The organism is Akkermansia sp. RCC_12PD, from assembly GCF_036417355.1.
In the GTDB taxonomy this organism is placed as follows: Bacteria; Verrucomicrobiota; Verrucomicrobiia; order Verrucomicrobiales; family Akkermansiaceae; genus Akkermansia.
Map to the genome: position 1 here is coordinate 2,087,493 of NZ_CP143889.1, position 17,091 is coordinate 2,104,583.

General features: G+C 58.9%; 15 protein-coding genes. 6 read left to right on the forward strand and 9 right to left on the reverse strand.

Features of this window, described 5'->3' with window-relative positions; all coding sequences use genetic code 11:
- Positions 1-41 precede the first annotated feature (41 nt).
- The gene (locus tag V3C20_RS08865; protein WP_330935354.1) at positions 42-407 is read left to right on the forward strand and encodes a hypothetical protein; all 366 of its coding nucleotides are present in this window, start codon (positions 42-44) and stop codon (positions 405-407) included.
- 88 nt (positions 408-495) lie between these two features.
- On the forward strand, positions 496-699 hold the full coding sequence (locus V3C20_RS08870) for a hypothetical protein (RefSeq protein WP_330935355.1): 204 nt from the start codon (positions 496-498) through the stop codon (positions 697-699).
- Between the two features lie 341 nt (positions 700-1,040).
- Here the strand turns inward: V3C20_RS08870 and V3C20_RS08875 are convergent, their stop codons facing one another.
- The gene (locus tag V3C20_RS08875; RefSeq protein ID WP_130084725.1) at positions 1,041-3,572 is read right to left on the reverse strand and encodes a hypothetical protein; all 2,532 of its coding nucleotides are present in this window, start codon (positions 3,570-3,572) and stop codon (positions 1,041-1,043) included.
- Between the two features lie 192 nt (positions 3,573-3,764).
- On the opposite strand from V3C20_RS08875, the gene V3C20_RS08880 reads away from it, so the two are divergent.
- Positions 3,765-5,495, forward strand: coding sequence for a thiamine pyrophosphate-dependent enzyme (locus V3C20_RS08880; protein WP_130084724.1), 1,731 nt, complete (start codon positions 3,765-3,767; stop codon positions 5,493-5,495).
- Positions 5,496-5,571: 76 nt separating this feature from the next.
- On the opposite strand, the gene gatB is transcribed toward V3C20_RS08880, so the two are convergent.
- The 3 genes from gatB to V3C20_RS08890 form a co-directional block, all read right to left on the reverse strand.
- Entirely contained in the window at positions 5,572-7,038 is a 1,467-nt protein-coding gene (gatB, locus tag V3C20_RS08885) for an Asp-tRNA(Asn)/Glu-tRNA(Gln) amidotransferase subunit GatB (protein ID WP_130084723.1), read from the reverse strand.
- Complete coding sequence (locus tag V3C20_RS13455; RefSeq protein ID WP_202975684.1) at positions 6,935-7,336, reverse strand: four helix bundle protein; 402 nt, start codon at positions 7,334-7,336, stop codon at positions 6,935-6,937. Before V3C20_RS13455 ends, gatB begins: the two co-directional genes overlap by 104 nt.
- A gap of 160 nt (positions 7,337-7,496) precedes the next feature.
- Positions 7,497-8,228 carry a uracil-DNA glycosylase family protein gene (locus V3C20_RS08890; protein ID WP_130084722.1) on the reverse strand — a complete coding sequence of 244 codons (732 nt, stop codon included), beginning with the start codon at positions 8,226-8,228 and terminating at the stop codon, positions 7,497-7,499.
- A 110-nt stretch (positions 8,229-8,338) separates the two neighbouring features.
- Here V3C20_RS08890 and V3C20_RS08895 point away from each other — a divergent pair, with 110 nt between their 5' ends.
- The 3 genes from V3C20_RS08895 to rfbA all read left to right on the forward strand — a co-directional run bounded on the left by V3C20_RS08895 (position 8,339) and on the right by rfbA (position 11,356).
- Complete coding sequence (locus V3C20_RS08895) at positions 8,339-9,301, forward strand: 6-phosphofructokinase (RefSeq protein WP_130084721.1); 963 nt, start codon at positions 8,339-8,341, stop codon at positions 9,299-9,301.
- 129 nt (positions 9,302-9,430) lie between these two features.
- A complete protein-coding gene (gene rfbB, locus V3C20_RS08900; protein ID WP_130084738.1) occupies positions 9,431-10,483 on the forward strand; it encodes a dTDP-glucose 4,6-dehydratase in 1,053 nt (350 codons plus the stop codon).
- Between the two features lie 9 nt (positions 10,484-10,492).
- Positions 10,493-11,356 (forward strand): glucose-1-phosphate thymidylyltransferase RfbA, encoded by an 864-nt coding sequence (gene rfbA, locus V3C20_RS08905; RefSeq protein ID WP_130084720.1) that lies wholly within the window; start codon positions 10,493-10,495, stop codon positions 11,354-11,356.
- Positions 11,357-11,691: 335 nt separating this feature from the next.
- Here rfbA and V3C20_RS08910 read toward each other — a convergent pair whose 3' ends face one another.
- From V3C20_RS08910 to V3C20_RS08930, 5 genes are all read right to left on the reverse strand, one after another.
- The gene (locus V3C20_RS08910) at positions 11,692-12,414 is read right to left on the reverse strand and encodes a hypothetical protein (protein ID WP_130084719.1); all 723 of its coding nucleotides are present in this window, start codon (positions 12,412-12,414) and stop codon (positions 11,692-11,694) included.
- An 88-nt stretch (positions 12,415-12,502) separates the two neighbouring features.
- Positions 12,503-13,990 carry a succinate CoA transferase gene (locus tag V3C20_RS08915; RefSeq protein WP_067568994.1) on the reverse strand — a complete coding sequence of 496 codons (1,488 nt, stop codon included), beginning with the start codon at positions 13,988-13,990 and terminating at the stop codon, positions 12,503-12,505.
- A gap of 67 nt (positions 13,991-14,057) precedes the next feature.
- Positions 14,058-14,837: a biotin--[acetyl-CoA-carboxylase] ligase gene (locus V3C20_RS08920; RefSeq protein ID WP_130084718.1), complete on the reverse strand. Its 780-nt coding sequence runs from the start codon at positions 14,835-14,837 to the stop codon at positions 14,058-14,060.
- A 36-nt stretch (positions 14,838-14,873) separates the two neighbouring features.
- The gene (locus V3C20_RS08925; RefSeq protein ID WP_130084717.1) at positions 14,874-16,538 is read right to left on the reverse strand and encodes a sodium ion-translocating decarboxylase subunit beta; all 1,665 of its coding nucleotides are present in this window, start codon (positions 16,536-16,538) and stop codon (positions 14,874-14,876) included.
- A 79-nt stretch (positions 16,539-16,617) separates the two neighbouring features.
- Positions 16,618-17,013 carry an acetyl-CoA carboxylase biotin carboxyl carrier protein subunit gene (locus V3C20_RS08930; protein WP_192907218.1) on the reverse strand — a complete coding sequence of 132 codons (396 nt, stop codon included), beginning with the start codon at positions 17,011-17,013 and terminating at the stop codon, positions 16,618-16,620.
- Positions 17,014-17,091: the final 78 nt, after the last annotated feature.

A 17,091-nucleotide genomic window follows, 5' to 3' on the forward strand; every position in this document is an offset into this window, starting at 1 on the left:
AGACTTGACTTTGAATGTGTTCCAGCGATTCTGATGAACCTATGTGGAACGATCTCTGCCATGGCTTCTCCATTCTTTCCGCCGCTTTTGCGATCGCCTGCCGGTCGTGGGGGTTCTGGATGTCCGTAGGCAGCGTGGCAGGGCTGGCCGCGGTTTACGTGTGGTGGAGGCGGAGGATGGTGCTGTGGGCTTTTTTCCTGGCTCTCCTGTTCCCTTTGGTCGTAGTGGGGATCGTCTGTTACAAGCTGATGGACAGGGACAGTTTTTTGTGCGTGGCGCAGCCGGAGGTCAAATCCCTGGCAGGCGTGTATAAAGTGGAATCCACTCCCCGCGAGCGGTGGTTTTCCCGCCCGGTGGAGCTGAACCGTTTTTTTCCAGGTCAGTTCATCCACCATCCAGCTCCATGAAGACGGAAGCTGCGAGATTTCCTCCTTTCCCCGCCGGGAATCCTGGGGATGGTGGATATCACAAACGGAGAACAGGGACGATTTGTCCGTGCTGGAGGAGGATCTCGTCTCCACCCACCGGGGCTCCTGGTCCCTGACGCAAAACGGGGGATATTACGCCGTATCCATTTCCTGCCCTCCCGGAAACGGCTATACGCTTTACCTGGGCGGGGAGAATGCGCAATGCCTGGTGATGCCCGTCAATCCCTCCAATCCCATGGAGGCGATAACGTTCGAGAAGGTAGGGCGGTGATAGGCAGCCTGGGAGGAAACGGGAGCGGTTGGGAAAAAACTTGGCACCGTATCCGTTTTTTCCGTTTGATGGCTTTTTACGACGGGATTCGTCCCCTCTTTTTGGGGGCGGGAGAGGCGCCTCACGTTAACAATATTGCCAGTTTAATACTCGGAAGAATGGCGGCTTCCATGCCCGTAAACGGGGCCCGGTTTGGCTCGCTTGCCTTGCGGGCTTCGTCCCGCACAGTCCGGACGACCGGATGAATAGCCGGTTTTCCGGCCTTGACGGTTGATAAGTTTCCGCAGCGCCGCGAATGGAAACGGTTCGTAAGCTGTTCCGCGGCTCCGGAAATCCGGAAGCTATTTGACTTTTCCTCCTTCGTAGACGAGTACCTCGAAGGGTTTCAGCGTGAATGTGAGTTCCTTGTCAATGTCAACGGTTTTTCCGGTGAAGCCGTCTAGGGGGCGCTGATCGTCAAAGGAGTCCTTGAAGGTGATCGCGCCCTTGACGTTTGCGGGAATGTCCAGGATGCAGCGCAGGGTGGCGGTCAGGCTCTTTTCCCGGTCAGAGGAATTGCGGAGGGCCAGCGTAGCCTTGTCCCTGTTCCAAGCGGCCCAGCCGTAGACGGAGCCTTCCTTGCTTTCCTTGTCCCATGGGTTGCCGCCCACCCAGTGCACGTCGTCCAGCACGTCCGCATTGCGGCGTATCCACTGGATGCCTTTGGCAAGTTCGTCCCAGAGCACGCCGTCATTGGCGTTCATCAGGTCGCGGTCCAGATAAAGTTCCTGAAGAGAGGTCCCGCAGGCCACGGCGCAACGGAGTTCCTTTTTTACGTTTTCCGGTTCCTTCGGCATGCAGTTGGGCGGACCGTGCCTGGTGACTATCAGGCCGTGCGTCATTATGGAGTTGATGGGCATCAGGGGAGAACCCTGGACAAATACTTCATGCACCAGGCGGTCGCGGTAGGTGATCCACTTGTCGCGGTTGTCGCCCACGCCGATGGTGCCGAAGTCGTTTTCCTGCCTCCAGACGGAATCCGCATAACGGAACCAGAAGGGGGAGGCCCAGGTGCCTACGGTGCAGTTGATATACAAGTTGCCCTTCTTTTTGCGAAGCGCCTCCACCACGTGGATGATACCTTCCGCATCTTCCTCGCTTCCGGGGCCTTTGGCATGGAAATGGGTGCTGATGCCGTCGAATTTGAAGTATTTCATGTTGTAGTCCTTCACCATCTGGGAGCAGCGGCCCACGAAGGCATCGAAGTATTCCTTGTTGGAAAGCTGGAAGTTGCCGATCTTGTTGTCCGGATGCTTGACGTTCCAGTGGGCGAGGCGCTTGCCTTTGGAGGTTCCATAGCCGCCCACCGGACCCAGCCATGCTCCGATGCCTGCCTTCTGCCTGGCGGTGGCGGCATCAATGCGCTTGAAGCCCTGCGGGAGCATTTTGTGGAAGTCCCACAGACTGTTGAATTCGTCCCACCCGTCATCCCATACGAAGGCGTCAATGGACGTGCCGCGTTTCTGGAAAAACTGCTCCTGCCAGTCTTTCAGCACGGCCAGGCATTGCTCTTCCGTCATGCGCCTGGCGGGGTCGGAATCGTTGTTGCGGTTGATGTTCAGTTCATACCAGGAGTTGTAATGGATGAAGGGGCGGTAAGGCATGGCGCGCTCCCGTTCCATGTACGCGAGGAAGGACCTGCGCTGCTGGCCGGGGGCGAAGAGGCCGATAACGGAGGATACGTTCCAGGTTTCCCTGGGCTGGAGGGTTGTCTTGCGGCTCCAGACGCCCTGCGCCATTCGGGAGTCCGCCGACAGGGCGTCTTCCTTCTCCGCGGTGGTTACGGGCAGGGAGAAAGTGATTTCCCCCTTGCTGGCGATCGGCTCCGTCTTTGTTTCCGCCCAGTAGCGCAACATGTAGCCGCCCCTGGCGGGAACCTTGACCTTGTAGGTATTGTTGGTGCTGGAGTCTCCCGTAGCGCCGGAATGGAAATCGGAATCAAGGACGGCTCCCTGCGCGGACAGGAGCTGCACCCCGGCGAGGTTCAGCTTGTTGTTTCCCCCGTCGCCCCCTGTGTACCGGAACGTAATCGTGAGATTGCCCTTGCCGCCGATGGAGACGGGGCCTTCCGCGGAGGCAAGATTGTCCCCGTACTGTTTTTTTAGTTCCCGTGGGATGTTGAAATTGCCCGTCCAGGAGTTTTTCACCCATTTGTCCGCTTTCCAGTCCGTGCCGCCGTCCCCGGCATTTCCCGCGTTTCCGGCAGTATTGATGCCCATGGGTGTTTCCAGCGCGGCGAATGCCAGGTCATTGACGACGAGCGCTCCCCTGGCATTGCCGGAAATGCGTGGTTCCCCGGCCTTCCCGCCGATGAGGTCATACTGCATGGCCACGATGTTTTTCATCTGAACGGGCTGGGTGCTCACCAGCCGCAGTTCCTGGCGCAGGTAGTGGGAATTGTCCCGCAGTACGGCGCACCAGGAAATGCGCAGCGTACCGTTCAGCGCCTGAAAGGTGGCCGTCAGGGCTTTGCCCGGGTAGCGTTCCGCGAGTCTGAACGCCTTGGGATCGGCCGGCAGGTTGGCGATTTTGACGTTGGCCGCCTTCAATTCGGAAGATTTGATGCTCCGTCCGTCTGCCAGGTTGACGATGAACAGTTCTCCTCCCGCCTTGGCGACGGGGCCCAGTTTGGACGTGAGACCGCCAAAGGAAATGCTGCCGTTTTTATCCAGGAATTTGGCTGTCAGGATACTGTTGGAAAGAGTATAGGCGGAGCCGGACTGTACTGCTCCGGCGGCTCCGGGAGGCGGTCCCGGGAAGACGACAGCCGCCGTGGCTGCGGACAACATGGCCGGTACGGCGGCCAGTATAAGAATTCTGTTGAGGAATTTCATGGAGCAGAATGAATAGAATTGCAGAAAATCATAAAGTTTGACGCTGTTTCTTCAAGGAAAAACGCTCCGGATAGCTGGCCGGCTTCCGGAGCGTTTTTCAATGCTTTCCGGATACGGGGAAAAACGGGCCTTTTTGCCGTGGCATGACACGAAAGCATTGATTTTTTGTCCTGCGCCCTGGGTCTAATCGGCATGTACAGGGTAGCTGATCAGATCGTTGAAATTTTGGAAAGGGCAGGCGTCAAGCGGATTTACGGCATTGTAGGGGACAGCCTGAACCCTATCACGGATGCGCTGCGGAAGAAAAAGACCATTGAATGGATCCATGTGCGGCATGAAGAGGCCGCCGCCTTTGCCGCGAGCGCGGAAGCCCAGTTGAGCGGGAACCTGGCCGTCTGCTGCGGCAGCAGCGGCCCCGGCAACCTCCATTTGATCAACGGCCTGTTTGACGCCCACAGGAGCCACGCTCCCGTGCTGGCCATCGCCTCCCACATTCCGCAGAGCCAGATAGGCCTGGAATATTTCCAGGCCACGCATCCGGAACAGCTTTTCAGGGAATGCAGTTCTTATGCGGAACTGATTTCCGAAGGGTCCCAGGCTCCCCGCATCCTGATGTCCGCCATCCAGCATGCGTGGGCCAGGCGCGACGTGGGCGTTGTCGTCCTGCCCGGAGACATCGCGGACGCCCCTGCGGAAATGGAGGACCTGGTGCATCTCCCCTCTTATACCTGTGAGCACGTCGTTCCGGAACACGAGTCTCTTTCCCTTCTGGCGCGGATGTTTGACGAGCACCACCGCATCACCTTTTTCTGCGGCGCCGGATGCGCCGGGGCGCAGGACAAGGTTGTCCGGCTTGCCCACCGCTTGAAGGCCCCGATCGCCTACACGTGGCGCGGGAAGGATTATTTTGAGCATGACAATCCCCTGGGCATCGGGATGACGGGGCTCCTCGGCTGGGGAGACGCCTACAAGGCCATGCACGAAAGCGACATGATCGTGCTGTGGGGGACGGATTTTCCCTATTTCAATTTTATTCCCACCAAGCCGAAGATCGTGCAGATCGACAGGCGCGGGGAAGTGCTGGGACGCCGCTCCCGCCTGGACCTGGGCATTTGCGGGGACGTATCCGTTACGGCGGAAGCGTTGCTGAACATGGTTCAGGAGAAAACGGATTCCGAGCATCTGGAGGCCTCCCTGAAGCGCCACGCCAAGGACGTAAAGGACATGAACGCGTACATGGAAGGCAACGACAAGGAGTCTCCCATCCGTCCGGAGCAGCTCACCACCGCCCTGAACAAGTATGCCGCTTCCGACGCCGTGTTTACGGTGGATACGGGCACCCCGTGCATCTGGAGCGCCCGCTTCCTTTGCGCGACGATGGGCCGGAGCATGATTGCCTCCTTCAACCACGGTTCCATGGCCAACGCCATGCCGATGGCCATGGGCGCGCAGAAGGAATATCCGGACCGCCAGGTGATTGCCCTCTGCGGGGACGGCGGCCTGTCCATGCTGCTGGGGGATCTCATCACGATCGCACAGTACAAGCTGCCGGTCAAAATCGTGGTGTATAACAATGGCTGCCTGGATTTCATCCAGCTGGAAATGCAGGCCGCGGGCCTGATTCCGTGGCAGATCGACCTGGACAACCCGTCTTTTTCCGCCGTGGCGGACGCCGTGGGCATCAAGGGGTTCCTGTTGGACAAGTCCAGCCAGGTGGACCAGATGGTGCAGACGTTCCTGAATTATCCGGGGCCGGCCCTGCTGGACGCCCATGTGGACCGGGATGCCCTGGCCCTGCCGCCCTATATCAGCGTGGGACAGGCCGCGGATTTCTCTCTTTCCATGATGAAGCAGACCTTCACCGGAGAGATCAAGCAGGTCTGGAATACGCTGGCGGGCAACAGGAAGCTGTTCAAGCCGTGATGTGCTGCGGACAATGGGCAGATGCCGGAGATTAAAGATGAAGTTGTCTTTTCTGTCTTTAATCCTTTGTCGTGGGTCACTCCATTGAAAGGGCTTTTTTCAGCGCTTCCGTCACCATTTTCGGGTTGGCCTTACCTCTGGCGGCTTTCATGACCTGGCCGGTGAGCCAGTTGAGGAGCTTGTCGTTGCCGCCCAGGATTTCCTGAACCTTGTCCGGGTTGGCGGCGATGACTTCCGCCACAATGCCGTCCAGGAAGGAGGAGTCCGCCTTTTCAAAGCCGAGCAGTTTGGCGGCTTCCGCCGCGGAGAGGTCCGGCACCTCCCACATTTTGTTGAAGACTTCCCGGGCCTGGTTGTTGGAGACCGTGCCGTCGTCAATGATGGCGATCAGCCCGCGGATGGCTTCCGGCTTTACCGGACATTCGGACGGGCGCATGCCTTTTTCGTTTAGGACGGAGGAAATGTTGTTGATTACCCAGTTGGCCACTTTCTTGCCGCTGGCGGCTCCCTGTGCGGCTTCTTCAAAGAAGCGGGCCAGCTCCAGGTCTCCTACCAGCACGTTGGCGTCGTATTCGCTCAGGCCGTATTCTTCCATGAAGCGTTTCTGCCGCTCCTGCGGGAGTTCCGGAATCATGCCGCGCACCTTGTCCAGAAGCGGGGCCGTGCGCACGGGCACCAGGTCAGGGCAGGGGAAGTAGCGGTAGTCGTGCGCGTCTTCCTTCGTGCGCATCACGGAGCTTTCCCCCCGTTCGTCGTCCCAGCGGCGCGTGGACTGCACCTGGGGAATGCCCATGTCCAGTTCTTCCGCCTGGCGCCGGATTTCGTAATGCAGGGCGCGGCGCACCGCGGACATGGAGTTGAGGTTTTTCATTTCCACCTTGGCGCCCAGCTCTTTCTGGCCTTTTGGCCGCAGGGAGATGTTCACGTCGCAACGCATCTGGCCCTTTTCCATGTCGGCGTCGGAAATGTCGCCGTAGTTCAGGATTTGCTGAAGGGATTTGAGGTAGGCGTAGGCTTCTTCCGGAGTGTCGATGTCCGGGTCGGAGACGATTTCCATCAGCGCGGATCCGGCGCGGTTGTAGTCGATCAGGGAATAGGTGGCGTGGTGGGTGATTTTGGCGGCGTCTTCCTCCAGATGGATGCGTGTGAGCTTGACCGTACGGAACGGGGGCACTCCGGCCTTGATCACGTCGTTGGGGTAGGACCACGGGTACAGAGGCACTTCGCCGCCCAGGCACAGGGGCAGGTCAAGCTGGGAGGTCTGGTAGTTCTTCGCCATGTCCGGGTAGAAATAGTTTTTGCGGTCCCACTGGGATATTTCCGGGCTGGAACAGCCCAGCATCAGCCCGGTCAGCAGGGTGCGTTCAATTGCGAATTCGTTCAGGACGGGCAGGGCGCCGGGCAATCCCAGGCAGGTGGGGCAGACGCGCGTATTGGGTTCAAAGCCAAAGCCGGTCTCGCAGGAGCAGAACATTTTGCTCTTTGTCTTGATCTGGCAGTGGACTTCCAGGCCAATGGTCACGATGTAATCTGAAATTGCCATAAAATTCGGAACGCTTGAATACCGCGGAAACTGTACGGGAGCCTCTTTCCCCTGTCCAGTAAAAAGGCCTGCGGCGGCAGGGTGGAGAGTTCTTCTTGATTGGGGGCGATTTTTTGTTGGACGTGAAGAGGCTTTTGAGTGCTTCTCCGTCCCGGTAGATACCGGCGTGCATTTCTTCCGTCACGAAGAACGTGTCCTTGAGCGAGTCCAGCCAGTAAAGGGTTTCTGAACATTCCTTCAGAGCAATATGGATTTTGAAAATGAAATCCATATTGCTGATGGCGCATTCAGCTTCCATCAGATTGGCCCAATGCCGGTGCCGTTCTTCAACAGTTGTTTGGAAAGTACGAATTCCTTCCTGTCATTGCACAAAAACTGCTACAGAGAGACAATGCACCCCGCAAATTTCCGGCTTTTTATTCTGGAGATTCCTTCCGTGTCACTCACCTCCCCACTCTTCACAAAATGCCCAGTTCCTTGAGCTGCTGGATGGGGCGTTCCGGCCATAGCTTGTTGGCGATGGGGCTGGCGGGGCTCGGATGGAGCAGGGTGCCGATGGTGAACGATTTGTCCGGCAGGAGCGCGGCGGCAGCCCGGAGTTTTTGCGTGGCGTACGCCCCCACGCCCACGAGGGTATGCGGATTCAGGATGGTGATGAGGGCTACCAGATGCCGCATGCACACGGCGTCCACGGCGGCGCGTTGTTCCGCGGGCAGCTTGTCCGGAGTGATGTTGGCGCCTGTGGCGCTCATCCAGACCAGGGGGCAGTAGTTGGCCACGTAGTTGTGGCGGAAGAAGTTTTCCGCCGTGCCGAAGGTTTCCGCAAACAGCCCCCACAAGCGGCGGCCGCTCACTTCCGAACGCGGGCAGTCAAACCCCTCCACGGGGCGTTTGGGGTGGGTGTGTTCCGGTCTGTCCACTTCTTCGCGGATGTGCATCCAGTTGACGACGGCGTCCACTTCTCCGAAGGGTACGCCCGTCTGGGCCATGCCGAAGGGGCCGGGATTCATGCCCAGGAAAAGGTGCCTTTTTTCACCGTTTCCGTATTTCAGGACGTATTGTTCGTGCGGTACCCATGCGTAGGAAAGCGGGTTGTAGGTGAAGTGTACGGGATCTCCGAACAGGAGCCGGGCTGTTCCGTCCCGGAGGTCGGCCGTGGCGTTCAGAATGGCGGATGCGGTGGCGTTCATGCTTTCTTATCATGGAGCCTTTTCGTTTATTGCGCCAGCAAAAACTCCGCGCTTGCATTATTTGTCCGGCACGGTAAGATTTCCCCCCGGACAAGTTAACCTTATTACTTATGAGTGGAATAGCCATTATGACATCGGGCGGTGACGCCGCCGGTATGAATCCGGCGATCAAGTCTGCCGTGGATCATGCCCGCCAGCTTGGAATGAATCCCTTCGTTGTCTATGACGGTCTGGAAGGGCTGATCGATGGAAAAATCAAAGAGGCTACCCGGGAACTGACCAGCGACATGATTTACCGGGGCGGAACTCTCCTCCGCTCCTCCCGCTCCAAGCGCTTTTTCGACTACGAATTCCGCAAGCAGGCCTACGAACATCTGAAGGAACGCAACATCAACAAGCTGATCATTATGGGCGGCGACGGCTCCTTCCGCGCCCTGAACGACTTTTTCAACGATTTTGAAGTGCCCTTCGCCGGCATTCCGGCCACGATCGACAACGACATTGCCGGTACGGACTACTGCCTGGGTGTGGATACGGCCCAGAACGTCATTCTGGACTGCATCGATTCCGTGCGCGATACCGCCCGCTCCCATCACCGTGCGTTCGTGATTGAGACCATGGGCCGCGACTGCGGCTACCTGGCGATGACCACCGCCCTGTGCAGTGCGGCGGATATTTGCATCGTTCCCGAAATTCCCTACGATCTGGAGTCCATTTACAAGCGCCTCCAGCCCGCCATCAACGAGGAAGGAAGCTGCATCATCGCCGTGGTGGCGGAAGGCACCCGCGTGGCCCAGTACCTCACCCGCTGGTTGACGGAACGCGCCGGCATGGATACCCGCCTGACTGTTCTGGGCCATGTACAGCGCGGCGGCTCTCCCTCCGCCCGCGACCGCCTGATGGGCACCCGCTTTGCCACGCGCGCCGTGGAAGCCCTGCACAAGGGGGACATCAACCAGATCATGGTGTACCACGACGGACAGTACGGCTATGCCTCCCTGGACGCCGTGGCCGGCCAGCAGTATTCCGTCAATCCGGACATCATCAACCTTTGCCGCGAATTGAGCTGCTGATTCGTTCCGCGGCCGGACGCATCTTTTTTCCGCCCATGCGCTTCTTTCTGGAAGCATGGGCGGATTTGTTTTGAAAAGCCGCATCCGTCCTAGTATCATAAAAGCGGAAATTTTCCTGAAAACAGTATGATGAGAGTTATCGTTACGGGCGGAGCCGGATTCATCGGCTCCAATCTGGTCAGGCTGCTGCTGGAGCGCGGCTGTGAAGTCCTGAACATTGACGCCCTGACTTATGCGGGCAACATTCATTCCCTGGATGACGTGGCGGACCTGCCCGCGTACCGTTTTCTGCATGCGGACGTGCGGGATGCCGAGCTGATGCGGCGCACCATGAAGGAGTATTCCCCGGACTGGGTGATGCACCTGGCGGCGGAATCCCATGTGGACCGCTCCATTGACGATCCGGGCGATTTCATTACCACGAACGTGATGGGGACTTTTTCCATGCTTCAGTCCGCCCTGGATTGCTACCGCTCTCTGGAGGGGGAAAGGAAGCAGCGTTTCCGTTTCCATCACATTTCCACCGACGAAGTGTACGGTACTTTGGGCCGGGACGGCCTGTTTACGGAAGCCACGCCGTACAGCCCCCATTCCCCGTATTCCGCCAGCAAGGCGGCCAGTGACCATCTGGTGCGCGCCTGGCACGATACGTACGGCCTGCCCGTACTGGTCACGAATTGCTCCAATAATTACGGCCCCTACCAGTTTCCCGAGAAGCTGATTCCCGTGGTGATCCTGAAGGCCCTGGCCGGGGAGCCCATCCCCGTGTACGGCAAGGGGGAGAACGTGCGGGACTGGCTGTATGTGCTGGACCATTGTGAAGCGCTGTTCACCGTCGTTTCTTCCGGGAAACCCGGGGAAACGTACAATATAGGCGGCAATAACGAAAAAACGAATCTGGAACTGGTGGAGCTGCTGTGCTCCCATCTGGATGAACTGCGGCCGCGCGCGGACGGCGGAAGCTACCGGGACCAGATTACTTTTGTCCGGGACAGGCCGGGGCATGACCTGCGCTACGCGATCGACGCTTCCAAGATACGCCGGGAGCTGGGCTGGGAGCCCAAGCAGGACCATTCCTCCGGATTCAGGAAGACCATCGAATGGTATTTGACCCATGAAGAGTGGTGGCGGCGCATCCTTTCCGGGGACTACCGTTTGGAACGTTTGGGAATTAATGGATAGGAGATTGATATGAAAGGTATTGTTCTGGCTGGAGGAAGCGGTACCCGCCTGCATCCCGTGACGCTTTCCGTCAGCAAGCAGCTGCTGCCCATTTACGACAAGCCGATGGTGTATTATCCCATTTCCGTGCTGATGCTGGCCGGAATACGGGAGATTCTCCTCATTTCCTCTCCGGAGGCCCTGCCGCTGTACCGCGAGCTGCTGGGTGACGGAAGCAGGTTCGGCGTGACTTTCGATTTCAAGGTCCAGCCCAAACCGGAAGGTCTGGCCCAGGCATTTATCATTGGGAAGGAGTTTATCGGGGGAGATACGGTGGCCCTGGTGCTGGGGGACAATATTTTTTACGGCCGCGGCCTGACGGAGAAGTTGAGAAGGGCCGCCGCCCTGGAAAACGGGGCGACCGTTTTCGGCTACCAGGTGCATGATCCGCAGCGTTTCGGCGTGGTGGAGTTTGACGAGGAGGGAAAGGCGGTCTCCATTGAGGAAAAGCCCGCTAATCCCAAGTCTGACATGGCCGTGACGGGGCTATATTTTTACGACAACCAGGTGGTGGACATCGCCGGGCAGATTCCCAAATCCGCCCGCGGGGAACTGGAAATTACATCCGTGAACCAGGAATACCTGAAGCAGGGGCTGCTGCGCGTGGAAAAACTGGCCCGCGGCTATACCTGGCTGGATACCGGGACGCACGATACGCTGCTGGAGGCGTCCATGTTCGTCCGTACGCTGGAGCACCACCAAGGGTTCAAGGTGGCGTGCCTGGAAGAAATCGCCTTTAACAACGGATGGATTTCCTCAGAAATTCTGCAGAAGCAGGCGGAAGCCATGCGCAACAACAGCTACGGCCAGTATCTGCTGGATTTGCTTCCTTGAGAGAAGAAGGGGATTTCCTTCCTTCTTCCGCGAATTCCATGCTCCGGCCAGAGAGAGGCCGGGGGAGGGATGCTACCTCCTTTGGAGATTCCCGCCGTTAGGGAAAGTGGATAGTCTTATGGCGGCCCGGTTTGTGTTGCTTCCCCCGGAATTCCAGGGAGCATTTTTTACCCTGCCTGGTATCTGCGGCAGCCTGTTCCAGTGTGGAGGGTGCGCAACCCGTCAAAGGAATCCGGAATGGGAATGGATGTCGTGATGCCGGCGGCTGCGACAGCGTGGAAAGTACATGCCTGGAACATTTTTCCCGGCCTCTTTTAAAGGCTGTTCCGGCTGATTCACTTTTTTTCTTCAGGAAAGCGGGGATCGTTTTTTTCAGGCATGGAGACGATCAGGGGAACGCAGCGGTATAATGTCCACGCCAGAAGGACGGAGAAGAAGCACAGGGCCAGTTCCAGTGCGCAGGAGAGCGCCATGAGTATTCCCGGCAGGAACTGCGGCGCCTTGGCCACCTGGTTCATCCAGAGTGACATGAGAAGAACGATCACGGCGCCTTGCAAGGCATAGCATGCCGCGAGAATGGCCCAGGCCAGGAAACGCTTCCTCCAGGCGACCGGATAGCCTTTTATGTACGGCAGGGAAAAAAAGGCGGTGGCGGCAGCCAGCAGGAATGTTGTTTCCAGAACCGTGTCTGCCGCCGTAAGCCTGACGACGGCAGGACTGGAGGACAGAAGAAGTAGGGCCGCATACAGGGCGGGGAAAACCATCAGGAAACTCAGTGTGCGGGTGACATAGTTGCCGCGCGATGCCAGCAGGGCGCGGGCGCCCCACGCGACAAGCACGGACAGGGAAATGATGGTGGCAATTTCCACCAGGAGCGCTGCGGGAACGCTCCATGCCGCGCTGCCCGGGAGATGAAAGAGTACGGGCATCAGCAGATGGTGCAGGACGGTCAGGACGATTCCAGCGCAGAACGCAAGCGCGCAGATGCGGACGGCCTGCCTGACGCCCGGATAAATCATCCAGTCTTCGGGGCGGGGGGAAGGGGAGTCGTTCGGCATGGCAGCGGCGGAGTCATGAAAAAGGGCCGCTTCCGGTGAGGAAGCGGCCCTGCGAGTTTAACGCGGAGACGCGAATGGTCAATGCGGATCAGGCGGAAAAGTCGGCGTTTCTCATGTCGCCGGTTTCCTGGAACTTGGTGTGCATTTCAAAGGCCTTGGCCAGGCAGTGGGGCGTATGGCCCTGAGGCGTGAGCGCGATGTACTGGCGCAGTTTTTCCTGATAGTCCGGATGGACGCACTTGGTGATGATTTCCTCCGCGCGGTCGCGGGGGCATTTGCCACGCAGGTCGGCCACACCGTATTCCGTGACGATGATGTCCACGTCGTGTTCCGTGTGGTCGTGGTGGGAAACCATCGGCACGATGGAGGAGATGGCTCCGCCCTTGGCCGTGGAGGGGCAGGTGAAGATGGTGAGGTAGCCGTTGCGGGCAAAGTCCCCGGAACCGCCGATGCCGTTCATCATCTGCTTGCCGAAGAAGTGCGTGGAGTTCACCTGGCCGAAGAGGTCCACTTCAATGGCCGTGTTGATGCAGATGAGGCCCAGGCGGCGCACGATTTCAGCGTTGTTGGAGATTTCCTGCGGGCGCAGAATCACCTTGGATTTGTAGAAGTCCAGATCCTTGTACATTTCCGCCAGCATGGCGTCGGAGACGGTCAGGGAGCAGCCGCCAGCGAAGGTGCAGCGTCCTTCCTTCATCAGCGTGATGACGGAGTCCTGAATTACTTCCGTGTACATCTGGAAGTTCGGAATTTTCTTGTTGCGGCCCAGGGCGCCCAGGACGGCGTTGGCAATGTTGCCTACGCCGGACTGGATAGGCAGGAAGGAGGCGGGAATACGCCCGGCTTCCAGTTCTTCTTCCAGGAATTTGGCGACGTTTTCACCGATTTTGTCCGTGATGGGGTCTCCAGGCTTGAAGGCGCCGATGCCGTCCGGTTCATTGGTGCGGACGATGCCGACGACCTTGGAGGGGTCGATTTTCCAGGTCAGGGAACCGACGCGTTCGGAAGGTTTGGTGAGGGGGATGGGCTGGCGGTTGGGCGGATCCAGCGGCATCATCAGGTCGTGCATGCCCTTGAGTTCCTTCGGATGGTAGGCGTTCACCTCCACGATGATGCGTTCCGCGAGCTCGCAGTAGGTGGGGGTGTTGCCCGCGCCGGTGGTTAGCGTGATTTCCCCTTCCGGAGTGATGTCCGCCACTTCAATGATGGCGGTTTTTACGGCGGGGATATGGCCGTAGCGCATGTACATGGCCGTGTGGGACAGGTGCATGTCGTTGTAGCGGGTGCGGCCGCTGTTGATGTTTTTGCGCAGGGCCGGGGAGGACTGGTAGGGCGTGCGGCAGTCCACGGCGTCCGCTTCCGCCAGGGCGCCGTCCGCGGAGGCGCTGGTGGAGGCTCCCGTAAAGATGTTTACCTTGAATGGACGGCCCGCTTCATGTTCCGCGGTTGCCCTGGCGGCGATGGCGCGGGGAACCGCCTTGGGTACTCCGGCGGCGGTGAAGCCGCTGAAGCCGATATTTTCACCATGTTCAATGAGAGCTGCTGCTTCTTCTGGTGTCAATTCCTTGTAACTCATGTCAGTTGATTTTTGTTGAATGAAAATGAAAGAATCCTCCGTATTTATGGAAAAGGGAGGGATAGGCTCATTCTTCCTTGAGCCTGTTGACCAGGTGTGCCGGAATGGTTCTGGCGCGGCCGGCTGGAAGGGATAACACAGGATTGCCCTGATCGTCAATCCCTGTAAATATTCCCTGGACGGTTTCGTCATCCGTGAAGACGGTCACGGGCCGGGGTTCCGCCCAGGCTAGGGCCAGGGAATCCCGCAGGGCGGAGATGCCTCCGCGTGAAAATGCGGTGAAAACCCGGTCCAGATGGGAGGCCAGAGCGGCCATGACATCGTGTACGGACGGGCAGTCCGGCAGCAGGTCTGAGAGACGGGCGGGCGGGTCCTGCACCATGCCGGCAATTCCGGTCACGTCATTGAAGACGTTGACGCCGATGCCGATGACCGCCATATGGTCCGAGGGGCGTTCCACCAGGATGCCCGCCAGCTTGGAGCGGTTCACAAGCAAATCGTTCGGCCAGCGCAGGCGGGCGGTCCGTATGCCCATGTCCCACAGCATGTTCAACAACGCAACTCCTGCGACCAGGGGCAGATGCCCCCAGCTGATTTCCGCGGAAGCTTCAGGCGGAGTATCCAGGGGAACGGTAAATGAGGCCCACAGTCCGCCTTTTTCTCCTATCCATTGGCGGTTGAATCTGCCTCGCCCTCCGGTCTGCACCCGGCAGACGGCGATATGCCGGGGCGGGAGCGTGCGGGCCAGGTCGTTGGTGGAAAAAGCCTCGGCCCATTCATGATAGGTCCAGTCGCCGCATGGTCCTTCCTCCTCTGCAGGAGTGGGGCATGGGGGTGTGGAGTTCATGGGATGGGCCGAGGCCTGGGATGATGTTTATTCAGGTTATCTCGCCAGTGTGGCGATGTAGTAGCCCGCGATGACGGCGGTGCCGATGACGCCCGCAACGTTCGGTCCCATGGCGTGCATGAGAAGGTAGTTGGAGGGATCGTATTTCTGGCCCACGTTGTGGGAGACGCGCGCCGCCATGGGAACAGCGGAGACGCCCGCGGAACCGATCAGGGGATTGACCGGGTTCTTGCGCCAGATGAGGTTCATCAGCTTGGCGGCAATGACGCCGCCGGCAGTCGCTACGCCGAAGGCTACGATGCCCAGAAGAATGATCAGCAGCGTTTCCGGCTGCAGGAAGCGGTCTCCCTGCATCGTCAGGCCCACGGAGGTGCCCAGGAAGATGGTGACGATGTTGATGATTTCATTCTGGGAGGCCTGCACCAGGCGTTCCGTAACCTTGCATTCGCGCATGAAGTTGCCCAGCATCAGCATGCCGATGAGCGGAGCGGCGTCCGGAATCAGCAGAATGGTGACGATGGTAACCAGCACGGCGAAGAAGAGTTTTTCTCCCTTACTGACCTGGCGCAACGATTTCATGCGGATGACGCGTTCCTTCTTGGTGGTCAGCAGCGCCATGATGGGCGGCTGTATCAGCGGGACCAGGGCCATGTACGTGTACGCGGCCACGGCTACGGCGCCGAGGAGGTGCGGGGCCAGCTTCATGGTCAGGAAGATGGAGGTGGGGCCGTCCGCACCGCCGATGATGCCGATGGAAGCGGCTTCTTCCGGAGTGAAGCGCATGAACAGGGCCATGAAGAAAGTGGCCGCCACGCCGACCTGGGCCGCGGCACCCAGAAGAAGGGTGCGCGGAGCGGCAAGCAGCGGGCCGAAGTCCGTCAGGGCGCCCACACCCAGGAATATGATGGGCGGGAAGATTTCCGCCTTGATGCCCAGGCCGATCCAGTCATACAGGCCGCCGTGGATGGAGGTGATCATGAATTCCCGGGTTTGCTGGCCTACGGCCACGTATTTGCCCGCGGCGGAGACCACCAGGGGTTCCAGCCTGTCGGTTTTCAGGTCCACCGGAATCCGGTTGCCGCTGGTGTCAAAGTAGTCCGTTCCCTGCTGGCGGACGACAATGGTGCTGGCTTCCCGCGTGAGCAGGAAAACGGGATTATTGACGTTGTCATCGCTGACATTGGAGAATTCCTTCAGGTTGGGATCAACCACCAGGCTGTCGTCACCCAGCGCCGCAGCATCCGCCTTGGCCCTTTCCTGGGATTCGCGCACGGATTTGATCTGGGAGACGGTCAGCTGCTTGCCAGGATAAACCTGCATGGGCTGGTGCATACGTTCCAGATATTGGGCGCGAGCTTCAGGCGTGGTGAGGTTGTCCGGCACCTTGATGGGCGCCTCCTGGAGCGGAGCTACATGAACGCGCAGATACCCCACGTTGTTCAGGGATGTAGCCGTAACCTGTCCCTTTTCATTGGAGGAAATGACCTGCTGGTTCATCTGGGAGATGAGCATTCCGTTGTCCGGAATGTTGGCGATGAGGGCGCCGAAGGCAATCGGAACCATCAGGAGCGGTTCGTATTGCTTGGCCACACCCAGATACAGGAGCAGAATGGCGATCCCCCACATCCCTACCATTTGCCATGATAGGGAGAAGATGCCCATCCCCTGTAAAAAGGTGATTAATGAATCTAAAAGACCCATATGGAATATTCGTTATAACGGGTTGTAGTCTGAATCAGGTTCCAGAACCACTGGTGGTTCCGGACGATTGCGGCCGGATTTAACCGATTTTGGCCAGGGGCTGCCCTTCCTGCACCGTGTCGCCTGCGCTTACGCAGAAGGCGGTAATCGTGCCGGCGGAGGGAGCGTAGATGATGGTGTTCATCTTCATGGCTTCCAGAGTCATGATCTGGTCGCCGGCCTTGACGGCGGTACCGGGGGCTACATCCAGGGAGACGACCTTGCCGGCAAGCGGGCTGGGAATGTCTCCGGCGCCGGCGGCGGCAGGAGCGGGTGCGGGGGCCGGAGCAGGGGCCGCAACGGGAGCGGAAGCTGCGGGGACCGGGGCGGGAGCTGCTGCGGGAACGGGAGCCGCCGTCGTGGAGGAGACCTGGTCCAGGAGTTCTACGGATACGTCAAATACCTTGCCGTCAACGGTGATGCGGAGTTTCTTCATAATAATGTATTGGTATGGAATGTTAAGTTAGATGCTGCCCGCCTGCAGGCGGGACTGTAGTATAAGGTGAATAATGGA

Excerpts from the sequence above, each read along its gene's own strand:
- V3C20_RS08865 (WP_330935354.1), top strand. The coding sequence starts at position 42 with ATGTGGAACGATCTCTGCCATGGCTTCTCCATTCTTTCCGCCGCTTTT.
- V3C20_RS08875 (WP_130084725.1), bottom strand. The coding sequence starts at position 3,572 with ATGAAATTCCTCAACAGAATTCTTATACTGGCCGCCGTACCGGCCATG.
- V3C20_RS08880 (WP_130084724.1), top strand. The coding sequence starts at position 3,765 with ATGTACAGGGTAGCTGATCAGATCGTTGAAATTTTGGAAAGGGCAGGC.
- gatB (WP_130084723.1), bottom strand. The coding sequence starts at position 7,038 with ATGGCAATTTCAGATTACATCGTGACCATTGGCCTGGAAGTCCACTGC.
- V3C20_RS13455 (WP_202975684.1), bottom strand. The coding sequence starts at position 7,336 with ATGGAAGCTGAATGCGCCATCAGCAATATGGATTTCATTTTCAAAATC.
- V3C20_RS08890 (WP_130084722.1), bottom strand. The coding sequence starts at position 8,228 with ATGAACGCCACCGCATCCGCCATTCTGAACGCCACGGCCGACCTCCGG.
- V3C20_RS08895 (WP_130084721.1), top strand. The coding sequence starts at position 8,339 with ATGAGTGGAATAGCCATTATGACATCGGGCGGTGACGCCGCCGGTATG.
- rfbB (WP_130084738.1), top strand. The coding sequence starts at position 9,431 with ATGAGAGTTATCGTTACGGGCGGAGCCGGATTCATCGGCTCCAATCTG.
- rfbA (WP_130084720.1), top strand. The coding sequence starts at position 10,493 with ATGAAAGGTATTGTTCTGGCTGGAGGAAGCGGTACCCGCCTGCATCCC.
- V3C20_RS08910 (WP_130084719.1), bottom strand. The coding sequence starts at position 12,414 with ATGCCGAACGACTCCCCTTCCCCCCGCCCCGAAGACTGGATGATTTAT.
- V3C20_RS08915 (WP_067568994.1), bottom strand. The coding sequence starts at position 13,990 with ATGAGTTACAAGGAATTGACACCAGAAGAAGCAGCAGCTCTCATTGAA.
- V3C20_RS08920 (WP_130084718.1), bottom strand. The coding sequence starts at position 14,837 with ATGAACTCCACACCCCCATGCCCCACTCCTGCAGAGGAGGAAGGACCA.
- V3C20_RS08925 (WP_130084717.1), bottom strand. The coding sequence starts at position 16,538 with ATGGGTCTTTTAGATTCATTAATCACCTTTTTACAGGGGATGGGCATC.
- V3C20_RS08930 (WP_192907218.1), bottom strand. The coding sequence starts at position 17,013 with ATGAAGAAACTCCGCATCACCGTTGACGGCAAGGTATTTGACGTATCC.